The organism is Oceanicaulis sp. HTCC2633 (assembly GCF_000152745.1).
Classification (GTDB): Bacteria; Pseudomonadota; Alphaproteobacteria; order Caulobacterales; family Maricaulaceae; genus Oceanicaulis.
Window position 1 is genome coordinate 437,546 of the sequence record NZ_CH672428.1, and the last position, 25,003, is coordinate 462,548.

Sequence of the window (25,003 nt, forward strand, 5' to 3'; positions counted from 1 at the left end):
GAGACGCTTTCTCATGAATCCGAACACTGTCGTTGAAATTCCGCTGCCTCATGGCGGCGTGCTGGAAATGGGCAATGAGAAGCCTCTGACCATCATCGCCGGACCGTGCCAGCTGGAAAGCCGCGAACATGGCCTCGAGGTCTCCCAGGCGCTGAAGGAGATCGCGGACCGGACCGGCGTGAAGCTCGTCTACAAGACCTCGTTCGACAAGGCGAACCGCACCAGCCTGTCCGGCAAGAGGGGGCTTGGTCTGTCCGCCTCCATGGATGTGTTCAACGAGATTCGGGAGACCACCGGCCTGCCGCTGCTGACCGACATCCACACCGAGGAACAGTGCGCGATTGTCGCCGAGGCCGCAGACATCTTGCAGATCCCGGCCTTCCTCTGCCGTCAGACCGACCTTCTGATCGCTGCGGCGAAAACCGGCAAGGTGATCAATGTCAAGAAGGGCCAGTTCCTGGCCCCGTGGGACATGCCCAATGTGATCGGCAAGATCACCGGCGCGGGCAACGCCAATGTCATCGCCACCGAGCGCGGCGCCAGCTTTGGCTACAATACTCTTGTCGTGGACATGCGCAGCTTCCCGATCATGAAGCAGACGGGCGCGCCGGTCGTGATGGATGCGACCCATGCGGTGCAACAGCCGGGCGGTCAGGGCGGCTCGTCGGGCGGTCAGCGCCAGTATGCGCCGCATCTGGCGCGCGCATCGGTGTCTCTGGGCATCGCAGGCGTCTTCATGGAGACCCACCCGGACCCGGATAATGCCCCGTCAGACGGCCCCAACATGATCCCGCTGAACCGTTTCGAAGAAGTGGTGCGCGATCTGATGGCCTTTGACGCGCTGGCCAAGTCCAATCCCGTCATTCAGCTCTAATCGCTCAGGAGAGCGTCATGTTGCGTGAACGGGCCGCGCATATCCTGGCCGCCATCCAGAACCGCCGCGCCGTCGTGCTGGGCGATCTGCTGTATGACAGCTTCGTTTATGGCGATACGCATCGGATTTCCCGCGAAGCGCCAGTGCCGATCCTCTCCGAGAAGCGCCGGACCGCGATGCTGGGGGGCGCGGGGAATCTGGCGCGCAATCTGTCCAGCCTGGGCGGTGAAGTGCGACTGATCTCGGTGGCGGGCACGGATGCGGATGGTGAAGCCGCAGTCGAGCTGGTCAAAGCCGCCTGTGGCGATGCGGACGGCGTGGTGCGAACCTCAGGCCGTCCCACCCCGTCCAAGATCCGATATGTCTCCAACAACCAGCAGATGTTCTGCGTGGATCGGGATCCGGGCGCGGCCATAGACGCCGAGACGGAGCAGGTCTTGTTGGCTCGCATCAAGACAGCCCTTCAAGACTCTGACATTCTTATTGTTTCAGACTATGGGCGAGGCGTCATCACGCGCGATCTCGTCCAGGCGGCCATTGCTCTGGCGCGCGAGGCCGGAAAGCCAGTCAGCGTGGATCCGCGCGGTTCTGACTATTCGCGCTATGACGGCGCCAGCATCATCAAGCCCAATGCGGGCGAGCTGGAAGCGGAAACCGGACTGCCTGTCCGCTCTGATGAGACGGCGGCGGATGCGCTCATGGCCCTCAAGACCAGCCTGGCGCGGACCGATGCGGTCATGGTGACCCGAGGCGGGGCGGGCATGACGCTTCTGGATGAAAACGGAGCGGTGCATCATCACAGGTCTCGCCCCCGCGAGGTCTATGACGTTTCCGGTGCGGGCGACACGGCTCTGGCCGGCCTGTCGCTGGCGATGGCGGCGGGCGCGGCCCTGAAGGATGCGATGGCCTTCGCCGATCTCGCTGCGGGCGTCGCGGTCGGGAAACCCGGAACAGCAACCGTGTCCCCTGAAGAAGTGCTCGACGCCGCCGAAGCCGGGCAGGAAGCGCCGGACTGGCGCATCATGTCCCGCCCGGCCATGGCGAAGCTCTCGCACGAATGGCGTCAGAACGGCCTGAAGGTCGGTTTCACCAATGGCTGTTTTGATCTGCTGCATCCTGGTCACTTGTCGGTGCTGCGCCATGCCGCCTCGGTCTGTGACCGTCTGATCGTAGGACTGAACGCCGACGCCTCGGTCAAGCGACTGAAGGGCGAGAACCGTCCCATCAATGACGAAATGACCCGCGCCACCATGCTGGCCTCGCTCGAGATGGTTGACCGGGTCGTGATCTTCCAGGAGGACACGCCCGCCGCCCTGATCGAGGAGGTCGCGCCTCATGTCATGATCAAGGGGGCAGACTATGTGGCGGAGGAGCTTCCGGGCGCGGACTTCATGCGCAGAAGCGGCGGCGAGATCGTGCTCGCGCCGCTGATGGATGGTCTCTCCACCACGAACATCGTCAACAAGCTTCGAAACGAGCGCTAGCCGTCAATCGGCGTGATCGGGGCGGTCTCGACCTCGACCGGGGCATCAAGCGGCGGCGCATATCGCGCTTCGTCCGCCAGGATCGCCTGCAGCGTGTCCAGACGAGACTGCGCATTGGCGCGAATGTCCATGTAGAACAGGTTCGCAAGACGCACACGACGATCCTCCGCCAGACGTCCGGGACGACGCAGAGCGCGGGCGCGAGGCTGATCGATCATCAGAAGCCCGCCCTGACATTGCGCGCCGGTCTGGTTCGTCATGGGCGAGGGCGCATCACTGAGGCTGAGCTCCGCCGCCGCAGCAGCCCCCTTGTGCAGGCGGGCCGGGGCGTAGTCCTCATTCGCCGTCCAGAGGACGGGATTGACGCACAACAGGGCGCGATCCTCGATCGGGCTGATCTGCCCCTGTGCATCAATGGCGCGCGAGCGCAGGGTTATGGCTTCGATCCGGCCTGTCTCTTCAGGGCGGACTGCAATCCAGCCGGTCAGGCATCGCGCTTCAGCCGGATCGGTGCAAACCGGTATGGTCGACAGCGGACCGGCCAGAAGATCGAGCGGCGTGGGCGCCTCGATGATGTAGGCTGCGATCAGGCGTCGACGCACGTCCTCATCGGGGGCGACGCGCCGGGCGAGCACATCAAGCCCGATCGCGCCGCCCTGACCGACGCCCACCAGGAAGAAGGGCTGTTCGGGATCAAGCTCACGCAGGAACTGCGTAAAGGCGCGCTGAACGTCCGATTGCGCCAGCTCGCGCGCCAGCACGGAATCCTCACGATTATTCATGAAGGTGTAGAGTGAGGCCTGGCGATAGCGCGGGGCGTAGAGCTGGACATCCTCCACGAGGAAGGGCGCTGCATAATTGGGCAGGATGATCTGCGCCACCTCCACCGCTTCCTGCGGACGATCATAGGGCGCGTTCCAGTGCGAACCGCCGTCATAGGTGGTCGGGTGAATGAAAAACACGGCCGGATGGCCTGCTTCATCGCCAATCCGCACCTCCGGGCGCGCAGCCCAGGCATCGTCCTGAGTGTAATCCGGGGCCGGCGGACGGTCATAGGTCTGAAACGGCACGCCGGGGTCAAGGAAGGTCTGGAAGATCTGATCGCGCATGATCACGGCGCTGAGCGCCACAAGGGACATGAACACGGTCACAGCGGTGATCAGGCCCCAACGGAGCCAAGCGGAAAGAGGGAGGTTGAAGGGGCCGGTCATATGCACACTCTTACGCCTCATGGGGGAGGAACAGCAAGGGTCCGCCTTGATTCTGCTCCTGTTCACAGGCATTTCAGTCAGGCGTCTGATTTGGGCGCTCTAGATGGAGTGACGCCCCGTGCTTCGCTGGCTCCGCAACCGCTTCCTGACCGGCGTCGTCGTCGCCGCGCCGATCGGCATCACCTTCTGGCTGATCTACAGCTTCGTCACGTTCGTGGACCGGGTCATCAAGCCCCTGGTTCCCGCACGCTACAACCCTGAAAGCTATCTGCCTTTCGCCATACCGGGCATGGGCCTGCTGATCGCGGTGCTGGGTCTGACCCTTCTGGGCGCGCTTGCGGCGAACATCTTTGGCCGCAGCCTGCTGGATCTGGGCGAGCGCGTCCTGAATGGCGTGCCGCTGATCCGCAACATCTATGCGGCTCTGAAGCAGATCGTCGAAACCGTGTTCCAGGGCCAGCAAAACTCGTTCAAGGAAGTGGTGCTGGTGGAATACCCCATGGCGGGCAGCTATGCGGTGGCGTTTGTGGCCTCGGCCGGGCGCGGCGTGATCCGTTCGGTTGTGGGTAAGGGCGATGAAGTGATCGGCGTGTTCATTCCGACAACGCCGAACCCGACTTCGGGCTTTCTGCTCTTCGTGCCGCGCTCCAAGGCCATTCCGCTCGATCTCACCGTGGAAGAAGCGGCCAAGCTGATCATCTCCTTTGGCATGGTCACGCCGGACCGTCTGCCAGACGGGGCGATTCCGCAGGCCGAACCGGGCAAGGCGGGCGCAGGCCTGATGCCCGATGACACGCCGCCCTCTGATCAGACCGATGAGGAGTCGGACACCCAAGCATAGAAAAACCCCCGGGCGTTGGCCCGGGGGTTTTCTCTGATCGGATGAGGATCAGATTAGTCGGCGTTCGCCAGCGAACCGGCAGAGGTCTTGCCGCTGCGCTTGTCCACTTCTTCTTCGAAAGAAATGCGTTGGCCTTCTTTGAGCTCGGGCATGCCTGCGCGCTCAACGGCGGAAGCGTGCACGAACACGTCCTTGGAGCCGTCGTCAGGCTGAATGAAGCCGTAGCCTTTGGTGGAGTTGAACCATTTCACAATGCCGGTAGCCATTGTTGAGTGTCCTTTTGTAGACAAGAATTAAGCACCATAACCCCCGAGTGGAGCTGTGGCGGACATCGACATGTGGAGGGAGTGGAGTTCAGCGCAAAGCGCTAGTGACCGAAAACCTGGCCATAAATCGATTAGCGGCGTTCTAGCAGAATTTCAGACGCTTCACCAGCGTTATCTCATCCAGACCGCATCAGGCGGACGCCCTCATCGCGTTCGAACAGGTATAGCAGGGTGCGCAGGGCTTCTCCGCGCTCGCCAGCAAAGACCTCCTCGCGCGCCGTTTCGTACTGGGCGGCGTCGCTGGCGAGCTCCAGAAGATCGGCATGAGCGGCAAGATCGGCGATTCGGTAATCCGGCAGGCCTGACTGTTTGAGACCCAGCGGGTCGCCCGAGCCGCGCAAGCGCCAGTCTTCCTCCGCGATGACAAAGCCATCATCGGAACTGCGCATGATCTCGAGTCGGGCGCGCGCCGTCTCCCCAAGCTGTCCGTGATAGAGCAGGAGGCAGGTTGAGGGCTTGTCGCCTCGGCCAACGCGTCCGCGCAGCTGGTGCAATTGCGCCAGGCCAAAGCGCTCGGCGTGCTCGATCACCATGATGGTGGCGTCAGGGGCGTCGACCCCCACCTCAATCACTGTGGTGGCCACCAGAACATCGATTTCACCCGCCCGGAAATCTTCGGCCGCCTTCTGCTTGTCTCTCGCCGGCATCCGTCCATGGACGAGACCGATGCGGGCCTCGGGCAGCATCTCACTCAACATGTGATGGCGCGCCTCGGCGGCGGCCAGATCAGACACATCGCTGTCTTCAACAAGCGGACAGACCCAATAGGCGCGCTCCCCCTTGGACAGGGCGCGTTTCAATCCTTCGACAATCTCATGGAGCCGCTCGCCCGAGACGACGCGGGTGTCGGGCGGGATGCGGCCCGCCGGTTTTTCATCCAGACGGCTGACATCAAGATCGCCGAATGCGGCGAGGGTCAGGGTGCGGGGGATGGGGGTTGCGGACATGGCGAGCACATCCGGGGCGCGGCCCTTCATGGTCAGCTTGCGGCGGTCAGAGACGCCGAAGCGATGCTGCTCGTCGATCACCACAAAGCCAAGGTCAGAGAATTCGACGCTGTCCTGAAAGAGCGCATGGGTGCCGCAGATGACCTGGGCGTCGCCGGAGGCGATCTGAGCCTCGATCTCCTTGCGCGGTTTGCCCTTGTCGCGGCCGGTCAGGGCGACGACGGAGACGCCCGCCGGTTCCAGAAGGGCGGTCAGCACCTTGGCGTGTTGGCGGGCGACGATTTCCGTGGGCGCCATCAGCGCAGTCTGCACCCCCGCCTCGGCGGCGTGGGCGGCGCAGAGCGCGGCGACGAAGGTCTTGCCGGAACCCACATCACCATGAACGAGCCGCATCATGCGCTGGCTTGAGTCCATATCGGTCTTGCAGGCCTCGAACGCGCGCATCTGCGCGCCGGTGGGGGTGAAGGGGGCGTGCTCAAGCACCTTGACGACGATCCGGCCATCGCCCGACAGGGGCCGCCCCTTGCGGGCCTTGCGGTCTCGTCTTGCCAGCTTCAGGGCGAGCTGATGGGCGAAGAGTTCATCAAAGGCGAGGCGTTTGCGAACAAGGGCGCTCGGTTCGAGATCAAGGCCTGATTGCGGGGCGTGCAGTTCCAGAAGCGCCTCGCGCCAACCGAGCCAGCCTTCGCGCGCTTTGAGCGGCGCGTCGATCCATTCAGGCAGGTCGGGCAGGGTGGAGAGCGCCTCGCGCATGGCCTTGCGCATGACATTGATCGAAAGCCCGGCGGTGAGCGGATAGACGGGCTGAAGCAAGTCCGCGTCCTCGACCTCTTTGGGGTCCGCGATCAGGTCGGGATGGACGATCTGAATCTCGCTGGCGAAACGTTCCGCTTTGCCCGACACGATCCGGCGCGACCCCTCCGGTAACATGCGGCGCAGATAGTCGGATTTGGCGTTAAAGAAGATCAGATGCAGCCAGCCCGTCTCGTCGCGCATCCGCACCTTGTAGGGCTGCTTCATCGTCGGGCGGGGAATGTGCGCCTCCACCTCCGCCTCGATGGTGACCAGCGTCTGCGCGCCGGCATCTCCGGCATCGGAGATCGACACCCGGTGCGTGCGGTCCACCAGACCCGTGGGCGCGGTGAAGACCAGATCCTTCACCCGTGGCCCCGCCACCTTCTCCATCAGGGCCGCAAGCCGCGGCCCCACGCCCTTGAGCGTGGTGAGATCAGCAAACAGCGGGAAGAGCGATTGTGGGCGCATGGCGCTAGCATCGCCCGTCAACTGGATTCGGGAAAGTCTCGCCCTTCACCCGTCCGCACCCGCGCGCTATATGCGCTGTCATGAGTGATAATCCGTTTTCCGATCCGAACACGCCCATTGATCCGCAAGACCGCCTGAAGCGTTTGACCTTTCGCGCCTGGCGGCGGGGCTTCAAGGAGGCGGACCTGATCATGGGCCGCTTTGCAGATACGAAGCTCTACTCGTTGTCGGCGGAGGAAGTGGACGAGTTCGAGCGTCTGCTCGATGCGCCGGACACCGAAGTCTATGGCTGGATCTGCGGCACCATCGAGACGCCGCCGAACTATGAGGGGCCGGTGCTGGACGCGCTGAAAGCCTTCGACTTTGAAGCGCTGGCCGATCAGGGCGACGGTCCGTCGAGCTAACACAACACACCGCGTCATCCTGACGAACATCAGGACCCAGTAGGGACGCGGCATGGGTCCCGGATGAAGTCCGGGATGACGACCCAGAGAACCAATCACCCCCCGTCATTCTGGCGCGGGGGCGAAAGCCTATGAGGACGCCTCGACGTGGATGACTTCAAGACGCTGGCCCAGTCGCCCCACTCGCTGACCGTTTGCGGCGCGCCGGAAGGCTTTGACTCGCTGATCTTCTGCGACGCCTTGCGCGCACGCGGCGGGGTGGGGCTCTACATCGCGACCGACGAAGCCCGCGCCAGCGCCTTTGCGGCGGCGGCAAGGTTCTTTGCGCCTGACCTACCCGTGCTGCGGCTTCTGGGTTGGGATTGCCAGCCCTATGACCGGATAAGCCCCAGTCCGCGTACGGCGGCGCGTCGGGCCGGGGCGCTGCATGCGCTGGCCCAACGGGACGCCTCGGACAACAGTCCGCTTCTGGTGATCTCGACGGTGTCGGGTGTCATCCAGCGCTGCGCGCCCAAGGCGGCGCTGTCCGGCGGCGGTCTAAGCGCCAAGCCGGGCGGGGTGCTCGATTCAGAAAAGCTCAAACAGCACCTCGCAGAGAATGGCTATGTACGCACCGCCACCGTCACCGAACGGGGCGATTACGCCGTGCGCGGCGGTGTGATCGACGTCTTCCCGGCGGATGCGGAAGAGCCGGTGCGGCTCGACTTCTTCGGCGATGTGCTGGAAACCGTGCGCGCCTTTGATCCTGAGACCCAACGCACGACGACGCAGCTGAAATCAGTCAGCTTCTCACCGGTCAGCGAGATCGTTCTGAATGCGGACGCCATTTCGCGCTTCCGCTCAGGCTTTTTGAAGAATTTCGGCGCGGTCGGCTCGGGCGATCCGATCTATGACTCTGTTAGCGCGGGGGCGCGCCCGACCGGAGCGGAACACTGGCTGCCGCTGTTTCATGAGCGGCTCGATACGGTGTTTGACTATGTGGGCGAGGGCGCTCTGGTTGGCCTTGACCCGTTGGCCAAGGACGCGCTCGACGAGAGGCTCGCCCAGATCCGCGACTATTACGAGGCCCGTCAGCTGGCGTCGAAATCCGGGGCCGGGGCCATGGGCGCGCCCGCCTATCGCGCGCTTGAGCCGCAATCGCTGTATCTTGATGAAGATGAATGGGCCGTCCAACTCGGCCAGCGCGCCACGCGTCGCTTCACCGCCTTTCACGAAGCGGGCGATGACGTCATCGACATGTCCGGCAAACAGGGGCGCAGCTTCGCCGCGGAACGCCAGGCCGATCAGAACGTCTTTGAAGCGGCCAGCAAGCACGCCGTCACGTTGCGGTCTTCAGGCAAGCGCGTCCTGTTCGCCAGCTGGTCAGAAGGGGCGTCTGATCGTCTGGCCAGCGTGCTGTCCGATCATGGCCTGAAACCCATCATGGCCGCCGATGACTGGCGCGCCGTGAACAAGATGAGCGGCCAGACGATCTCCCGGATCGTGCTGCCGCTGGAACATGGCTTCGAGACGTCGGATTTCGCGATCATCGCCGAACAGGATGTCCTGGGCGACCGTCTGGCGCGGCCACGACGCCGCAAGAAGTCCGCAGACGTCATCGCCGAGGCGGGCGCACTGACGCCGGGCGATCTGGTGGTTCACGCCGATCACGGTCTGGGGCGTTATCTGGGCCTGAAAACCCTGTCGGTGGGCGAAGCGCCCCACGATTGTCTGGAGCTCGAATACGCCGGGAAGAGCAAGCTCTACCTGCCGGTGGAGAATATCGAACTTCTGTCGCGCTATGGCCAGGACAGCGAAACCGCGCAGCTTGACCGTCTGGGCGCGGGCGCCTGGCAGGCGCGCAAGGCCAAGGCCAAGCAGCGCCTGCGCGACATGGCCGATCAGCTGATCAAGATCGCCGCCGCCCGCAATGCCCGCGACGCCGAGATCATCACGCCTCCGAGCGGGCTTTATGACGAGTTCGCCGCGCGCTTCCCCTATGTGGAGACGGACGATCAGCTCAACGCCATCGATGATGTCTTTTCCGACTTCGCCAAGGGCCGGCCCATGGACCGGCTGATCTGTGGCGATGTGGGGTTCGGCAAGACCGAAGTGGCGCTGCGCGCCGCGTTCGTGGCCGCCATGAGCGGACGTCAGGTGGCGATTGTCGCCCCGACCACGCTGCTGGCGCGTCAGCACTTCAAGACCTTCGAGGAACGCTTCAAGGGCTGGCCGGTGAAGGTGCGCCAGCTCTCGCGCCTCGTCTCGACCAAGGAAGCCACCGCCACCCGCAAGGAGTTGGCGGATGGCACCTGCGAGATCGTCATCGGCACCCACGCCATTCTCGCCAAGACCGTGAAATTCGCCGATCTCGGGCTCCTGGTGATCGACGAGGAGCAGCGCTTTGGCGTCAAGCACAAGGAGCGCCTGAAGGAGCTCAAGACAGACGTCCATGTGCTGACACTCACGGCGACACCCATTCCGCGGACGCTGCAACTGTCCATGGCGGGCATTCGCGATCTGTCGATCATCGCCACGCCGCCGGTCGACCGTCTGGCCGTGCGCACCTATGTGACGCCGTTTGACAGCGTGACGGTGCGCGAGGCCCTGCTGCGCGAACGCTATCGCGGCGGGCAGAGCTATTATGTCGCTCCGCGTATTTCCGACCTTGAGGATATCGCCAGCTTCCTGCGCGAGCAGGTGCCCGAAGTGAGCTTTGTCATCGCCCATGGCCAGATGGCGGGCGGGCAACTCGAAGACATCATGACGGCCTTCTATGAAGGGCGGTATGACGTGTTGGTCTCCACGACCATCGTGGAATCCGGCATCGATATTCCGACCGCCAACACCATGATCATCCACCGCGCGGACATGTTCGGCCTGGCGCCGCTCTATCAGCTGCGCGGTCGGGTCGGTCGGGCCAAGGCGCGCGCCTATGCCTATCTGACGACGCCGGCGAACCAGAAGCTGACCGCCACGGCGGACAAGCGGCTCAAGATCCTGCAATCGCTCGATAGTCTGGGCGCAGGCTTCACTCTGGCCAGCCATGATCTTGACCTGCGGGGCGGCGGCAATCTTCTGGGCGAGGAGCAATCGGGCCACATCAAGGATGTGGGCGTGGAGCTGTACCAGTCCATGCTGGAAGAAGCCGTGGCGAGCCTGCAGGGCGATATGAGCCTTGAGGAGCGCGACTGGTCGCCCGCCATCAATGTGGGCGCGGCGGTGCTGATCCCCGAGGACTATGTGCCCGATCTGGATGTGCGCATGGCGCTTTATCGCCGTCTGTCGTCTCTGGACACCAAGCAGGAGCGCGAGGGCTTTGCGGCCGAGCTGATCGACCGCTTCGGCAAGCTGCCCGATGAAGTTGAGAGCCTGCTGCAGGTTGTGGCGCTTAAAGCCCTGTGCAAGCGGGCGAATGTCGCCAAGCTCGATGCCGGTCCGAAAGGCGCGGTCGCGACCTTCCGCGAGCATGGCTTCGGCGATCCGGCGGCTCTGGTGGAGCTGATGACGAAACGTCCGGCCGACTACAAGCTGCGGCCGGACAACACGCTGGTTCTCAAGGGGGACTTCCCTGAGCCCATGGATCGTCTGAAAGGCGCGCTGCGTCTTCTGGCGCCCGTGGCGGACGCCGCACGGAAAGCCAAGGAGGCCGCCTAGCCGGTCTTGGCGGAGCTGAAGGGCAGGACGTTCGACCGGCGCACCATCTGCTCGATCAGCGCGTCGGCCTGGGTTTCGCCTGCGGCGTCCTCGATGGAGGGGGTCAGTTCGAGCCGGAAGGGCTTGAGCGGATCCGCCCCTTCATAGGCGGTGCACTCGGCGATCGCGGAGACCCGGTTGGACACCATTTTCGCTTCGGTCTGAGGCGTGCTGGGCAGGGCGATGAGGAAGCGGTCCCGGGCCAGGCGCACCACGAAGTCCTCGGCGCGCACGCAATGGCGCAGCATGCCGGCAAACTGGTTAGTCGCCTTGGCGAATCCGTTCGCCCCGGCGTCTTGAGGCGCGCTGACGCCCAGCATGATCAGGCTCATCGGCTCGAGACGCGCCGCGGCATGGTCCATCAGGCTTTGAAGATGCACGCGGCCGAAGCGTTCATTGTAGAGATCTGACTCGGTATCGAGCAGGCTGGGCAGGCGACAGGCCTCAAGGCGGGCCTTGGCGAGACGGCGGCGTCGACGTTCGGACGCCAGCGCCATCACGCGATCACGCATTTCATCATTGCTGGCGTTGTCCGACAGGATGTCGGACGCCCCGCGGGCAAAGGCTTCATCCGCGCCCGCGTAATCGGTGTCCGCGGTCAGAAGGATCGCCGGCGTGTGATAGAGCCGGGTGTTGCGGCGCATGGCCGAGCACACCGTATGGGCCAGACCGGCGTCCGGACGCGTATTCAGGATCACCGCGTCAAAGGTGCGCTCGTGCAGGTAATCGAACGCATTGAAGGTCGAGAACGCTGCGATCGTCTGGATGCCGGCGCGCGACATCGCAAACTGCAGTCGCATGAAGGACGGGCCGGGCGCGCCCACGAACAGCACCGTGGAGTCGTCCTGGTTCACGGGCACGGGCGCGGGCTGATAGCCGGCTTCCTGCGCGCTTTTCAGACGCAGTTGGGCTGTGTGTTCCAGGACCTTCAGACGCGACAGGGCGCGCAGACGCGACGCGATCTGGATCGGATGCGCATTGTCGGGAAGGCGAGCAGCGACGCCCTCGGCCGCATGGCCGCCAATCGCCAGATGCAGGATTTCAGAAGACAGATCAGAACTGACGGAGGCGAAGCTGACGACGGCCTCACAGCCCGGTTCGATATGACGCGCGACCTGAAACCCCATTTGAGCCAAATGCTCAGCGGTTTCCTGCGCCCTGGCGTCATCGCCCATGACTGCAATGGAAAACATCCGCCCCGTCTGCCCCCCTCGACCCGAGGCGACAAGATTGTGTCGTTCTGAGTTCAGTGTCAAAACTTTGATTCCTGAAATTGTCACAAAGCGATTTTGCTCATGCCGACCGATACGAAAGCACAAGGCCCTTTGCGTGGCGTTAAAGTCCTGGAATTTGTTGGACTGGGCCCCGCGCCCTTCTGCGCGATGCTGCTGAGCGATCTGGGCGCGGAGGTGGTGCGCATTGATCGCCCCCATGCCGGGGGAGGAGGCCCTGCCGAAGTGCTGGCGCGCGGACGGCGTTCTGCAGCGTTCAATCTCAAGAGCCCAGGCGCGGTCAAAGCCTGCCTGAGCATGATGAAGAGCGCACATATCGTGCTTGAAGGCTATCGGCCCGGTGTGATGGAGCGTCTGGGGCTGGGCCCCGAAGAGGCGCTCAAGGCCAACCCGGCGCTGGTCTATGGCCGCATGACAGGCTGGGGTCAGTACGGCCCGCTCGCCCATGCCGCCGGTCATGACCTCAATTATATCGCGCTGACCGGCGCGCTCGACGCCATCGGCCCGAAGGACAAGCCCGTGCCGCCCGTCAATGTGGTGGGCGATTTCGGCGGCGGGTCTATGTATCTCGCAGTGGGGGTTCTGGCGGCGCTGCACCATGCGCGCACGACAGGCGAAGGACAGGTGGTGGACGCCGCCATCGTGGACGGGGCGGCCCATCTCATGGGCGCGGTCCATCAGCTCGACGCCATCGGCATGTGGAGCCAGCCGCGCGGGGAGAACCTGCTCGATGGCGGCGCGCCCTTTTATGACGCCTATCGCTGCGCGGACGATGCCTTCGTGTCCATCGGCGCGCTGGAGGGGGAGTTCTTCCAGCTTCTGATCGACAAGCTTGGCCTGTCTGATCACCCCGCCATGCAGGCTCAGTATGACGCAAAGAGCTGGCCAGCCATGCGCCAGACCTTTGAAGAGACCTTCGCCAGCCAGCCCCAGGCGCACTGGATCGATCTGCTGGACGGAACCGACGCCTGTTTCGCGCCCGTGCTGGATACAAAAGCCGCCGCTGAAAACCCGCACATGAAGGCGCGCGGGGTCTTTGTGGAGGTGGAGGGCGTGCGTCAGGCGGCGCCCGCGCCGCGCTTCTCGCGCACGCCCGGCGCGATCCAGAGCGTGGCGCCCGTCCCCGGCGAGCATACCGAAACCGTGCTGAGAGACTGGGGCTTTTCGGATGCAGAGATTGCAAACCTGAAAAACGACGGGGGATTAGGCTGACAGCCTGGACCAAGAAGGGCTAAACAGACGCGACTCCAGGCGATCGGCGCCCGGAGCCGTGTCTCACACAGGTCTGAACGCTGCGCTCCATGTCGCTGATCAAGCTGAAATCCCTGATCCGCCGCGCCTGGGACATTCCAGCGCTCAAGGTCACCGTCCGCGCAATCGATCGCATGATGGCGCGCGAGGTGATGCTGTTTGCGGGCGGGGCCGGATTCTTTGGCCTGTTGGCGCTGGTGCCCGCCGTGCTGGTGGCGGCGTCGGTCTATGGTCTTGTATTTTCGGAGGATGACGCCGTTGCGCAGGTGGCACGCTTGCAGGTGACAGCCGTCCTGCCGCCCTCGGCGCATACCTTCCTGACCTCGCAATTGTCCCAGCTCGCCGGCTCATCCAACACCTCCCTGACCGTGCAGGGCGTGATCGCGCTGTTCATCGCCTGGTTCGCAGCGGCGCGCGGGGCCAAGGCCATCATTGCAGGCCTGAACCAGATCGCGAGGCGAGGCGATCTGCGCAACATCCTGCACTTCAATCTGCTCGCCATGGGCGCGGTGATTGCGGGCGGGGCGCTGCTGGTCATGGCCAATCTCGCCATCCTGACCATTCCCAACATGATCCGACCGGCCCTGCGGATGCTGGGCAGCGATGCGGCCGATTTCGGCGCCAGCCTGATCAATGAATGGTCAATCTCCTATCTGGCCATGCTGACCGCCCTGTTGCTGCTATACCGGTTCGTGATGCAACGGGCGGGCGAGACCAGCTGGACGGCCTCCTTTATCGGCGCGGCGACCGCGGCCACCATCTGGCTCATCGCCTCCAAGGGTTTCACCCTATATGTGGCGACAATCGTGAACCCCAGCACATACGGACCGCTGGGCACGCTGATCGTCTTTCTGTTATGGGTCTACTGGACCTCCTATGCGGTCTTTTTCGGCGGCGCTCTTGGCGTCGAGATTGACCGTCACCGGGGCGAGGCGCATCCGGACCAGAAGCCCCCGACAACGGAATAGGGGCTGGTTTTCAGTCTGGAAACGGCTATAAACCGGACCAAATTAAACGAGCGTTGAATTATTCAGGGAAGGAGACGGCGCAGTGGCGGACAAGGTCTACCCAGACGCAAAAACGGCCCTAGACGGGCTCACTTTTGACGGCATGACCGTAATGGCGGGCGGCTTCGGGCTGTGCGGCATTCCGGAGAACCTGATCACGGCGCTGCGCGACAGCGGCGCCAAGGATCTGACCGTCATCTCCAACAATGCAGGCGTGGATGATTTCGGTCTCGGCCTGCTGCTTCAGACCCGTCAGATCAGGAAGATGGTCTCCTCCTATGTGGGAGAGAACAAGACCTTCGAGAAACAATATCTGAACGGCGAGCTGGAGCTGGAGTTCAACCCCCAGGGCACGCTGGCCGAGCGCATCCGCGCTGGCGGCGCCGGCATTCCGGGCTTCTATACCAAGACGGGCGTCGGCACGCTGGTCGCTGAAGGCAAGGAGCACAAGGAGTTCAACGGCGAGACCTATATCATGGAAACCGGCCTTGTGGCCGACATCTCCATCGTGAAGGCCTGGAAGGCGGACAAGGCGGGCAATCTCGTCTTCCGCAAGACCGCACGGAACTTCAACCCGATGATGGCGACCGCCGGCAAGGTGACCATCGCCGAGGTCGAGGAAATCGTCGAGAACGGCGAGCTGGACGCCGATCACATCCACACGCCGGGCATTTTCGTGCAGCGCCTTGTCCAGGGCACGTTCGAAAAACGCATCGAGCAACGCACTGTGCGCGCCTAAGCGGGAGGATCGAAGAATGGCTTGGACCAGAGAACAACTGGCTGAACGCGCGGCGAAAGAGCTGCAGGACGGCTTCTATGTGAACCTCGGCATCGGCATCCCGACGCTGGTGGCGAACCACATTCCCGACGGCATGGACGTCACCCTGCAGTCGGAAAACGGCATGCTGGGCATGGGTCCGTTCCCGACCGAGGACGAGGTGGACGCCGACCTGATCAATGCTGGCAAGCAGACCATCACCGAGCTGAAGAAGACGAGCTATTTCAGCTCGGCCGACAGCTTCGCGATGATCCGCGGCGGCCACATCAACCTGTCCATTCTGGGCGCGATGGAAGTGTCTGAAAAAGGCGACATCGCGAACTGGATGATCCCGGGCAAGATGGTCAAGGGCATGGGCGGCGCGATGGATCTCGTCGCCGGCGTGCAGCGCGTGGTGGTGATCATGGATCACACCAACAAGGCGGGCGAGACCAAACTGCTCAAGGAATGCTCCCTGCCTCTGACCGGCAAGGGTTGCGTGGACCGCGTCATCACCACGCTGGGCGTATTCGACGTGGTCGAGGACGGCCTCAAGCTCGTCGAACTGGCTGACGGCGTGACCCTTGATGAGGTCGCCGAGAAGACCGAAGCCAAATACACGGTTGCGGACGGTCTGGCGGCTTAAGCGGCTGACCTCTCTGAAAACAGAAAACCCCGGGGCACGCACTCCGGGGTTTTTTGTTCGTCAGGACTGAAAAGAGATCAGCACACCGGCACGTTCACCGCGAGACCGCCGGTGGAGGTCTCCTTGTACTTGTCATTCATGTCCGCTGCGGTCTGGGCCATGGTCTCGATCACCTGATCCAGTGACACCTTGTAATCGGCATCCTGGCTCATCAGAGCAAGGCGCGCGGCGTTGATCGCCTTGATGGCGCCGATGGCGTTGCGCTCGATACAGGGGATCTGCACCAGCCCACCCACCGGATCGCAGGTCAGGCCCAGATTATGCTCCATGGCGATCTCGGCGGCGTTCTCGATCTGACGGTTTGTGCCGCCCAGCGCCGCGGCCAGACCGCCCGCCGCCATGGAGCAGGCGACGCCGACTTCACCCTGGCAGCCGGCTTCGGCGCCCGAAATGGACGCGTTCTGCTTGTAGAGCGCGCCAATGGCGGCGGAGGTCAGGAAGAAGCGCGCAATGGCGTCCGGATCATTGGACCGTCGATGATGACGATCATAATAGCGCAGCACCGCAGGAATGATCCCCGCCGCGCCATTGGTGGGCGCGGTGACGACCTTGCCGCCCGCCGCATTCTCCTCATTCACCGCCATGGCCCAGAGATTGACCCATTCCATGGAGGCGAGGGGGTCGGTCTCGGCGCGCGCGGCTTCCGCCATCAGTTTTTCGCGCATGACCGGCGCGCGGCGCTTCACGTTGAGACCGCCGGGAAGCACCCCGCGCTGCCCCAGACCGCGATCAATGCAGCCTTCCATGGTCTCGGTGACCCTTGCGATCCAGCCGCGCACCTCGCCCTCCTCACGGAAAGCGATTTCATTGGCCATCATCAGCTCGGGGATAGTCAGGCCTTCGCGATCACAGATCTCCAGAAGCTCATCGCAGGAATTGAACGGATAGGGTTCCCCCTTGAGCGCCTCGGCCGCAGAGTTGCGGCCCGCCTCGGCTTCATCAATGACGAAACCGCCGCCAATGGAGTACCAGATTTCTTCGCGCAGGACTTCACCTTCCTTGTCAAAGGCCATGAATTTCATCGCATTTGAGTGGAAGGGAAGGCGTTTCTCGCCCCGGAACAGCAGGTCGTGTTCCCGGTCGAAGTCGATCTCGCGGCGGTCCAGCAGTTTGAGGGTTTTCTCGGATGTGATGCGCTCGATCCGGGCTGGCAGGGCATCAGGATCGGCGCCTTCAGGCGTCACGCCTTCCAGACCCCACAGGATCGCCTTGTCAGTGGCGTGGCCCGAGCCCGTCAGCGCCAGCGAGCCATAGGCTTCCGCCTGCACACGCGCGACCTTCTCAAGGCCATGCTCTTCCTCCACGCGCTCGAGGAACAGCCGCGCCGCCTTCATCGGGCCCACCGTATGGGAGCTCGAGGGACCAACGCCGATCTTGAAGAGGTCGAAAACGCCAAAATGCATGATCAGTCGAGCCCTTGTCCGCGATCAGGCGTGAAGGCGTTGAAACAGATCAGGGTCTGGGTGTCCTTGACCCCGGAAATGGTCTGGACGGATTTGTTCACGAAGCGGCCGATATCGGCGTCATCTTCAACCGCAAACTGGGCCAAGAGATCAAACTCGCCGGACACCGAATGCACCTGACGCGTCTCGCTCACCGTGTCCACGATCGCGGAGGCGACGTCATAGGTGCGACCCAGCTCGCATTTGATGAAGATGTAAAAGCTGCGCATGTGCGCCTCCTGATCAGAGTTGGGTGCGGACGGTCCAGAGTTCCGGGAACAGACGCAGATCGAGCGCCTTGACGAGATAACTCACTCCGCCCGAACCGCCGGTGCCGCGGCGGAAACCGATGATACGCTCGACGGTCTTCATATGGTTGAAGCGCCATTGCTGGAACTTTTGTTCCAGATCGACCAGCTTTTCCGCAAATTCATAGAGTTCCCACCAGCGCGCCGTGTCGAGATAGACCTCGCGCCACATGGCTTCGATCTCGGCGGACGGTTCGTAGGATTGCGACCAATCGCGGTCAAGTTGGGCTTCAGGCACCTTCGCGCCCTGACGCGCGGCAAGCTTGAGCGTCTCGTCATAAAGCGAGGGCGCATGAAGGGCCTGGGTAACGGCCGCATGCGCTTCGGGTTCATTGGCGAAGACGCGAGACAGGGCTGCGTTCTTGTTGCCCAGACGATATTCGAGAATGCGGTATTGATGGCTCTGAAAGCCCGAGCTTTGCCCCAAAGCGTCGCGGAATTTCAGGTAATCGGCGGGCGTCATGGTCGATAGCACCGACCAGGACTGGGTCAGCTGTTCCTGGATGCGCGCGATCCGGGCGAGCATCTTCATCGCCGGACGCACTTCATCGTTCTGCAGATGGGCAAGGGCGCCGTCGAGCTCGTGGAGGCATAGCTTGAGCCAGAGTTCTGACGCCTGATGGATGATGATGAACATCATCTCGTCATGCTGATCGGTCAGCGGCGCCTGGGCGCTGAGCACCTGTTCGAGTCCCAGATAGCGGCCATAGGAGAGGCCCTTGTCGGGATCCCAATGAATGTCCTCGTCCTGGAGATCGACCGAGGTCTTGAACTGCTCGCTCATGACTTGTCCTTTCGCACCGCCCCGCATGTAGACAGGACCGCGCAGACGGGCAAGCCGCACGGCCTGTCTTCGCCAGAGCCGCATAAGGCGGAGCGCTTTGACCCGGTCAGACCAGGGTGAAGCGAAGGGGAGGCAGATTTGAAACGACCGCTTCCACCTGGTCCCCCGGCATCACCGGCCCAACCCCCGCCGGCGTGCCGGTATAGATGAGATCGCCCGGCTCAAGCCGGAAAAGGCCTGACAGGTGTGACACCACTTCGGCGCTTGACCAGATCATCTGTTCGAGATCGCCTGTCTGGCGCGTCTCACCATTGACGCTCAGGCTTATGGCGCCGCTTTCCGGCGCTTGCCCGGGACGGATCAGGCCGATGGGCGCAGACTGGTCAAAACCCTTGGATGCGTCCCAGGGCCGCCCAGCCTTCTTGGCCTCGGCCTGAAGGTCGCGCCGTGTCAGGTCCACCCCTGCGGCTGCGCCATAGATCAGCATCTTCGCCCGTTCCGGGCTCAGATCAGTCCCGCCGGCGCCCAGCGCCAGAACCAGCTCCACCTCGTGATGAAGGTCCTGCGTGGCGGGCGGGTAGGCGACTTCGGGGCGCGTTGCGACTGCATCGCGAGGCTTGGAGAAAAAGAACGGCGCCTCGCGATCCGGGTCAGCGCCCATTTCACGGGCATGGTCGGCGTAATTGCGCCCGACGCAGTAAATGCGCCTCACCGGAAACTGACCACCGCCTTCCACCGGCACCATCGTTTCAACCGGCGGATTGATCACATAAGCGGTCATGACGAGGCTCCTTCACGTCGGGATTCGCTGACAGTTTAGGCAGGCCGCGCTTGCGTGGGAATGCAGGCTGTCCTTATTACGCTGCGCATACCGTTTTCGTTCCCCTGCCTTGAGCGGACGCCAGATGACCCAGTCCAAGATTTATGACGCCGTGGTTCTGGGCGCAGGCGCAGCCGGACTGTTCTATGCGGCGCAGGCGGGCGCTCTGGGTCTGTCGGTCCGGGTTCTGGATCATTCGAGCAAGCCCGCCGAAAAGATCCGGATTTCCGGCGGCGGGCGCTGCAACTTCACCAATCTGGGCACAAAGGCGTCGAACTTTCTGTCGCGCAATCCGCATTTCGCCAAGTCTGCGCTCGCCCGTTACACGCCCACCGATTTTCTGGCGCTCATGGAGCGTCACGGTCTGAGCTGTCATGAGAAGACACTGGGTCAACTCTTCTGTGACCAGAAGTCCGGCGCGATCATCCAGATGCTGCTCGACGAGATGGAGAGCGTCGGCGCGGAGCTCAAACTGGGCGTCGAGATCAGGCAGGTGCGCCATGCGGACGACGCCTTTCACCTCGAAACCTCACAGGGGCCGGTGAACGCCCAACGCCTGATCGTGGCGACCGGCGGGCTGTCCATCCCGAAGATCGGTGCCAGCAGCTTCGCCTATGATCTGGCGCGACAGTTCGGCCATGAGGTGATCACCCCCGAACCGGCGCTGGTGCCGCTGACCTTTGAGGGTCAGATCAAGGAGCAGTTCGCTAGCCTGTCCGGGGTCGCGACGCCCGTCATCGCACGCGCAGGGCAGGGGCGGTTTGAAGAAGCCATGCTCTTCACCCATCGGGGCCTGTCCGGCCCGGCGATCCTGCAAGTGTCTTCCTACTGGTCACCCGGCGAGGAGATCGGCATTGATCTGTTCGCCGGTCAGTCTGGCGCCGATCAGCTCAAGGCGCTCAAGCGCGACATGCCGATGAAATCGCTGAGCAAAGCGCTGGAAACCCTGCTGCCCAAGCGCCTTGTCGACTATATGGCGCAATCCGGTCTGATGCCGGACTGGCCCCGGCTGGCGGATGTCTCCCATGCTGATCTTGAAGCGCTCGCAAGAACCTTGTCCGACTGGCGCCTGAAGCCTGCGGGTACGGAAGGCTGGCGCACCGCCGAAGTGACGCGTGGCGGCGTCGACACGGATGGTCTCTCATCGAAGACGATGGAGAGCCGTATAGTTTCAAACCTTTATTTCATCGGAGAATGCGTCGACGTTACAGGCTGGCTGGGCGGCTATAACTTCCAATGGGCCTGGGCGAGCGCCTACGCCGCCGCACAGGCCAGTTTTGAAAGCCAATACTGAGGCTGTCATGCGTCTTCGCCAGATCGCCGCCGCGCTGCTTGCGCTCTCCGCCTTCAATCTCTGTCTGATGATCCCGGGCGGCCCGATCGAAGCCCGCGACTTCAGCGCCTATCCGGCGATCGTGCTGGCAGGGTTCAATATCTTCCTGACCGTGCTGGGCCTGGGCAGTTTCATCCTCGCCTGGTTCATGGGATTTCGGACCTACAGCAAGGGCTTGCTCGCGGGGCTGGCGGGGCTTGGATACTTCGTGGTCTACGCCATCGATCTGGGCGACCTCTTCCCGGTGTCCCCGGTCGCCATGCCGCACAATCTGTTCGTGCTGGAATGGCTCGGCCTCGTCCTCTCGGTCCCGCTGATCATCGTCGCGGTGCGGCTTGTAATGGTCGCGCAGGGCGGTGAGAGCCCCGAAGCGCAGCCCGCAATCACCCTGTCGCGCCCGCTGGTGATCGCGCTTGGCGGGCTCGCGCTCGCCATTGTGGTCTTCGCGACCTATGCCGCGATGTCGGGCTGATCGTAGGTCAGTTCATCCGGCCGGTTTCGGTCAGGCGAACATGCCAGGACAACGCCTCTTCGAGCACATGAGGCGTATGTCCGCCGCGCTTGAGCGCCCGGTCGTAATAGTCCTGCAAATGCTCGCGATAGGCGGGATCGGCGCAATTGCGGATGATCAGCGGCGCGCGCTCACGCGGGGCGAGGCCGCGCAGATCGGCCAGTCCGTGCTCGGTGATCAGGATGTCCACATCATGCTCGTTATGATCCACATGGCTGACCATGGGCACGACCGAGGAAATGCCGCCGCCCTTGGCGGTCGCCTTGGTGACGAAGATCGACATATGACCATTGCGGGCGAAATCGCCTGATCCGCCGATCCCGTTCATCATCTGCGTGCCCGCCACATGGGTCGAGTTGACGTTGCCGTAGATGTCGAACTCGAGCGCCGTATTGATGCAGATGATCCCGAGGCGCCGCACCACCTCGGGGTGGTTGGAGATTTCCTGCGGGCGCAGGATCAGCCTGGACTTGTAGCGCGCAAAGTCCGCCATCACCTGATGATAGCGGTCCTTGGACAGGGTGAAGGAGGAACCCGAGGCGAAATCGAGCTTGCCCGCATCAAAGAGATCGAAGGTGGAATCCTGCAGGACCTCGGAATACATCTTCAGATTATGAAACGGGGTATCGATCAGCCCGTGCATCACCGCATTGGCGATATTGCCAATCCCCGCCTGTAGCGGCTGCAAGGTCTCGGTCAGCCGGCCCTGCTTGACTTCATGCTTCAAGAGATCCGTGAGGTGACCGGCAATGGCGCGCGTCTCGTCATCCGGGTCCGCGACCGGGGCGGAGCTGTCGAGCTTTTCGGAAATGACGATGGCGGCGATCTTCTCGGGATCGATCGGGATGAAGGGCATGCCCACCCGGCTCTCGGGCGAGACGATGGGAATGGGCATCCGCACCGGTCGCCGAGTGGGTATGAAGATGTCGTGCAAGCCTTCAAGATTGTGAGACTGGGTGAGGTTGATCTCCACGATCACCTTCTCGGCGAGGATGGCGAAGCTTGCCGAATTGCCCACCGAGGTAGTCGGAATGATCCCGCCTTGCTCGGTAATCGCGACGGCCTCGACAATCGCCACATCCACCGGGCCGAGCTGGCGCGTGCGCAGCATCTCGACGGTTTCAGACAGGTGCTGATCGACGAACATCACCTCGCCGGCATTGATGGCCTTGCGCAGCGCCGGGTCCGCCTGAAACGGCATGCGCCGCTTGAGGACGTGCGCCTCCATCAGGGATTTGTCGAGATCATTGCCGAGTGACGCGCCGGTGATCAGGCTGATCTGCAAGGGATGCGTCTTCGCCCGTTCGGCCAGCGCCATGGGCACCGCCTTGGCTTCACCGGCGCGGGTGAAGCCGCTCATCCCCACCATCATGCCGTCCTTGATCATAGCGGCGGCGTCATCGGCGCTGACAATACGGCCCATCAGGTCGCGGCGGCGGACGCGGTCTTCATACATGTCAGTCATCCTTGAAGGCGGGCAGGGCGCAAGCGCCTGACTTCCATACCTGAAGCGGGCTGTGAAGCGTGGCTCCATGCCGCAGCGCGCACCGAGGGCGCTAAACCACGGCCCCAAACATCGCGCCAATGCCCGCCGTCAGCGCCATGGCGAGCGCCCCCCAGAAGGTGACGCGCACCGCCGCCTTGGTGACATTGGCGCCGCCGACTTTCGCGCCGACACCGCCCAAAAGAGCCAGAAACACCAGGGAGGCCGCGCTGACGCCCGCGCTAAGTAGCTGGGCCGGCATCAGAAGAACCATCAGCAAGGGCAGGGCTGCGCCCACCGCAAAGGTCGCCGCCGAGGTGAACGCCGCCTGGATCGGGCGCGCCGTGTTGATCTCGGATATGCCCAGCTCCTCGCGGGCATGCACGCCGAGCGCATCCTTCGCCATCAGCTGGTCCGCCACCTGAAAGGCGAGGCCTTCCTCAAGGCCGCGCTCCATATAGATGCGGGCCAGCTCCTCACGCTCGAATTCTGGCTGATCGCGGAGCTCGGCGCGTTCGCGCGACAGATCGGCTTTCTCGGTGTCAGACTGGGAGCTGACCGAGACATATTCCCCGGCCGCCATGGACATGGCCCCGGCGACGAGACCCGCCACCCCGGCGATTAGGACATCCGACGTCGCCGCAGACGCCGCGCTGACCCCCACAATCAGGCTGGCGGTGGAGACGATGCCGTCATTGGCGCCCAGCACCGCGGCGCGCAGCCAGCCGACACGGGCGACGAGATGGTGCTCGGCGTGTTGGTGAAGTCGGGACATGTCACCCTCCGATTGTCAGATTTCACCAGACTAACGGTCGTCGGGTCTTGCTGAAACGGAAAGTGAGAACTGGAGGCTGAGGCAATTCGTCCTGTCAGTGGATGCGCTCTATAGGCGGCACGGACCAGCTGCCAACGATCACGGCCTCTTGAGGCTCATAGGTACGGAAGATGGCTTCAAACTTGCCCGCAGGCGTGGGGATCCAGACGATGCCGTCAGAGGTTGGCCGCTCACGAGACAGCTGAAGAACAATCGAGCCGTCTGCGGCGCGAACAAGGTCTGAGGAGCCAGAATTGATGGAGTGCCGGTCGAGCGGCGTCTCATAGAAGAAGAGGCGACCATCTGCATCTGGCTCGTAAAGACTGAGCGACCAGAAGGCCTCAACCGGAACCCCCTCTGATGGGATCACCATCTGATAGGTTTTGGCGCCATTGAGCTCTTCGCCCGCCTCATCGGTTTCAGTCCGGAAGTATCGCGCATCTTCAGTCCTCAAGGCGCCAAACCCGATCAGCGCGATGGCGGCGCGCACCACATCATTCTCGCCATAATCGCCCAGGGTGACAGGCGGCGTGTTCCAGCCCATCCGGCTTTGTGTGCGTGACAATCCCTGCCGTACACGCGGCAGGGCGCGGGGCAGCCAGCGAGACCAGGCGAGGCGCGCGCCCAGCGACAGATCCTCCCAGGCATTGATGCGGCCGGGAACGATGCCTTTCCTGACAAAGTGCGCGGACCGCTCCACTTGAGGATGACCGGGCGAACGCCCCAGCACTTCATTGGTCAGCGCCAGAAAGCTTTCAGGCTCCATGTCCGCAGGTGCGCGCGTAATGAAGCGGCGGGGCTGGACCTCGGGATCAACCGGCTCGACAGAGATGCCGCTCTGCACCTGCCGCGCAGCCTCCAGATCCTCAACGCCCGCCACGAAGGTGCGCGCAAGCAACCAGGCGTCATTACTGAGCATCCGGATCACGAAAGGTCCGTCCTCAAGAGGACTGTCAGGTCCGATGATCAGATACTCGCCCGGCGCGCCTTTGCGGCCATGGGCGCCAACCATGCGCTGGTCGGTGAACATATCCATAAGCGCGATGGACAGATAGCGTTCGCCATGCTCTGACACGATCAGCCGGACCGGCGTTTGGGACAGTTCCAGCACCGCCGATGTGTAAAGCGTGTCATTGTTCGGCGCGGTGACAGAGCGGATGCGTTCGTCGGCGAGATCACGCACATGGATATGGCGATTGATCAGCACGTCCGCGCCGCCCGCCCGTTGCGCCGCATCCGCCAACGCCTCTTCGGAGATGAGCCTGTCCCCGACATGGATCTGACCGGAGAGGGCCTGCATGGAGCGCGCAAATTCATAGGGGCCGAAAGCGTAGAAGAAGGCTTCCACGACGGTGCCGTCGAGCGCGCCCGTCATCTGGTCAGTGCGGGAATCGGGGTCAAAGTCTGGCGCACAGGCGCTGACGCCCAGTAGTCCAAACGCTGACAGATTATACAGCGCTGCACGACGGGTGAGGGATGGTCGCATGGTATTCACCCTTTCTCAGGCGCCTGCCTTTAATGAGGAAACGA

General features: G+C 63.2%; 22 protein-coding genes. 11 read left to right on the forward strand and 11 right to left on the reverse strand.

Features of this window, described 5'->3' with window-relative positions; genetic code table 11:
- Positions 1–13: 13 nt before the first annotated feature.
- Positions 14–874, forward strand: coding sequence for a 3-deoxy-8-phosphooctulonate synthase (gene kdsA, locus OA2633_RS02225; protein ID WP_009800846.1), 861 nt, complete (start codon positions 14–16; stop codon positions 872–874).
- Between the two features lie 17 nt (positions 875–891).
- A complete protein-coding gene (rfaE2, locus tag OA2633_RS02230) occupies positions 892–2,358 on the forward strand; it encodes a D-glycero-beta-D-manno-heptose 1-phosphate adenylyltransferase (RefSeq protein WP_009800847.1) in 1,467 nt (488 codons plus the stop codon).
- On the opposite strand, the gene OA2633_RS02235 is transcribed toward rfaE2, so the two are convergent.
- A complete protein-coding gene (locus OA2633_RS02235; RefSeq protein ID WP_162010957.1) occupies positions 2,355–3,509 on the reverse strand; it encodes a DUF3089 domain-containing protein in 1,155 nt (384 codons plus the stop codon). The genes rfaE2 and OA2633_RS02235 overlap by 4 nt on opposite strands.
- A 178-nt stretch (positions 3,510–3,687) precedes the next feature.
- Here OA2633_RS02235 and OA2633_RS02240 point away from each other — a divergent pair, with 178 nt between their 5' ends.
- The gene (locus OA2633_RS02240) at positions 3,688–4,410 is read left to right on the forward strand and encodes a DUF502 domain-containing protein (RefSeq protein WP_009800849.1); all 723 of its coding nucleotides are present in this window, start codon (positions 3,688–3,690) and stop codon (positions 4,408–4,410) included.
- A 53-nt stretch (positions 4,411–4,463) separates the two neighbouring features.
- Here the strand turns inward: OA2633_RS02240 and OA2633_RS02245 are convergent, their stop codons facing one another.
- A complete protein-coding gene (locus OA2633_RS02245; protein WP_009800850.1) occupies positions 4,464–4,676 on the reverse strand; it encodes a cold-shock protein in 213 nt (70 codons plus the stop codon).
- 176 nt (positions 4,677–4,852) lie between these two features.
- Positions 4,853–6,946: an ATP-dependent DNA helicase RecG gene (gene recG, locus OA2633_RS02250; protein WP_009800851.1), complete on the reverse strand. Its 2,094-nt coding sequence runs from the start codon at positions 6,944–6,946 to the stop codon at positions 4,853–4,855.
- Positions 6,947–7,026: 80 nt separating this feature from the next.
- On the opposite strand from recG, the gene OA2633_RS02255 reads away from it, so the two are divergent.
- Both OA2633_RS02255 and mfd read left to right on the forward strand, forming a co-directional pair.
- On the forward strand, positions 7,027–7,350 hold the full coding sequence (locus tag OA2633_RS02255; protein WP_009800852.1) for a succinate dehydrogenase assembly factor 2: 324 nt from the start codon (positions 7,027–7,029) through the stop codon (positions 7,348–7,350).
- Positions 7,351–7,497: 147 nt separating this feature from the next.
- Complete coding sequence (mfd, locus tag OA2633_RS02260; RefSeq protein WP_009800853.1) at positions 7,498–10,986, forward strand: transcription-repair coupling factor; 3,489 nt, start codon at positions 7,498–7,500, stop codon at positions 10,984–10,986.
- Here the strand turns inward: mfd and OA2633_RS02265 are convergent.
- Positions 10,983–12,218, reverse strand: a complete 1,236-nt coding sequence (locus OA2633_RS02265) for a diguanylate cyclase domain-containing protein (RefSeq protein WP_009800854.1) — start codon at positions 12,216–12,218, stop codon at positions 10,983–10,985. The two genes, mfd and OA2633_RS02265, sit on opposite strands and share 4 nt — an antisense overlap.
- Positions 12,219–12,320: 102 nt before the next feature.
- Between OA2633_RS02265 and OA2633_RS02270 the strand changes: the two genes are divergently transcribed.
- The 4 genes from OA2633_RS02270 (at position 12,321) to OA2633_RS02285 (ending at position 15,918) form a co-directional block, all read left to right on the forward strand.
- Positions 12,321–13,469: a CaiB/BaiF CoA-transferase family protein gene (locus tag OA2633_RS02270; protein WP_040612370.1), complete on the forward strand. Its 1,149-nt coding sequence runs from the start codon at positions 12,321–12,323 to the stop codon at positions 13,467–13,469.
- Between the two features lie 89 nt (positions 13,470–13,558).
- The gene (locus OA2633_RS02275; protein ID WP_009800856.1) at positions 13,559–14,476 is read left to right on the forward strand and encodes a YihY/virulence factor BrkB family protein; all 918 of its coding nucleotides are present in this window, start codon (positions 13,559–13,561) and stop codon (positions 14,474–14,476) included.
- An 82-nt stretch (positions 14,477–14,558) separates the two neighbouring features.
- Positions 14,559–15,254 carry a CoA transferase subunit A gene (locus OA2633_RS02280; protein ID WP_040612372.1) on the forward strand — a complete coding sequence of 232 codons (696 nt, stop codon included), beginning with the start codon at positions 14,559–14,561 and terminating at the stop codon, positions 15,252–15,254.
- Between the two features lie 16 nt (positions 15,255–15,270).
- On the forward strand, positions 15,271–15,918 hold the full coding sequence (locus OA2633_RS02285) for a CoA transferase subunit B (RefSeq protein WP_009800858.1): 648 nt from the start codon (positions 15,271–15,273) through the stop codon (positions 15,916–15,918).
- A 77-nt stretch (positions 15,919–15,995) separates the two neighbouring features.
- Here OA2633_RS02285 and OA2633_RS02290 read toward each other — a convergent pair whose 3' ends face one another.
- The 4 genes from OA2633_RS02290 to OA2633_RS02305 form a co-directional block, all read right to left on the reverse strand.
- Complete coding sequence (locus tag OA2633_RS02290) at positions 15,996–17,381, reverse strand: L-serine ammonia-lyase (protein ID WP_009800859.1); 1,386 nt, start codon at positions 17,379–17,381, stop codon at positions 15,996–15,998.
- Between the two features lie 2 nt (positions 17,382–17,383).
- Entirely contained in the window at positions 17,384–17,650 is a 267-nt protein-coding gene (locus tag OA2633_RS02295; protein WP_009800860.1) for an Lrp/AsnC ligand binding domain-containing protein, read from the reverse strand.
- Positions 17,651–17,663: 13 nt separating this feature from the next.
- The gene (gene kynA / locus OA2633_RS02300) at positions 17,664–18,512 is read right to left on the reverse strand and encodes a tryptophan 2,3-dioxygenase (protein ID WP_009800861.1); all 849 of its coding nucleotides are present in this window, start codon (positions 18,510–18,512) and stop codon (positions 17,664–17,666) included.
- Between the two features lie 106 nt (positions 18,513–18,618).
- On the reverse strand, positions 18,619–19,293 hold the full coding sequence (locus OA2633_RS02305; protein WP_009800862.1) for a fumarylacetoacetate hydrolase family protein: 675 nt from the start codon (positions 19,291–19,293) through the stop codon (positions 18,619–18,621).
- 124 nt (positions 19,294–19,417) lie between these two features.
- Here OA2633_RS02305 and OA2633_RS02310 point away from each other — a divergent pair, with 124 nt between their 5' ends.
- Positions 19,418–20,626: an NAD(P)/FAD-dependent oxidoreductase gene (locus OA2633_RS02310; protein ID WP_009800863.1), complete on the forward strand. Its 1,209-nt coding sequence runs from the start codon at positions 19,418–19,420 to the stop codon at positions 20,624–20,626.
- 7 nt (positions 20,627–20,633) lie between these two features.
- Positions 20,634–21,137 (forward strand): hypothetical protein, encoded by a 504-nt coding sequence (locus tag OA2633_RS02315; protein ID WP_009800864.1) that lies wholly within the window; start codon positions 20,634–20,636, stop codon positions 21,135–21,137.
- A 7-nt stretch (positions 21,138–21,144) separates the two neighbouring features.
- Here the strand turns inward: OA2633_RS02315 and OA2633_RS02320 are convergent, their stop codons facing one another.
- From OA2633_RS02320 to OA2633_RS02330, 3 genes are all read right to left on the reverse strand, one after another.
- A complete protein-coding gene (locus OA2633_RS02320) occupies positions 21,145–22,641 on the reverse strand; it encodes an acetyl-CoA hydrolase/transferase family protein (protein ID WP_371262342.1) in 1,497 nt (498 codons plus the stop codon).
- A gap of 91 nt (positions 22,642–22,732) precedes the next feature.
- Positions 22,733–23,434, reverse strand: coding sequence for a VIT family protein (locus tag OA2633_RS02325; protein WP_009800866.1), 702 nt, complete (start codon positions 23,432–23,434; stop codon positions 22,733–22,735).
- Between the two features lie 94 nt (positions 23,435–23,528).
- Complete coding sequence (locus OA2633_RS02330; RefSeq protein WP_040612376.1) at positions 23,529–24,959, reverse strand: DUF1254 domain-containing protein; 1,431 nt, start codon at positions 24,957–24,959, stop codon at positions 23,529–23,531.
- Between the last annotated feature and the right edge of the window lie 44 nt (positions 24,960–25,003).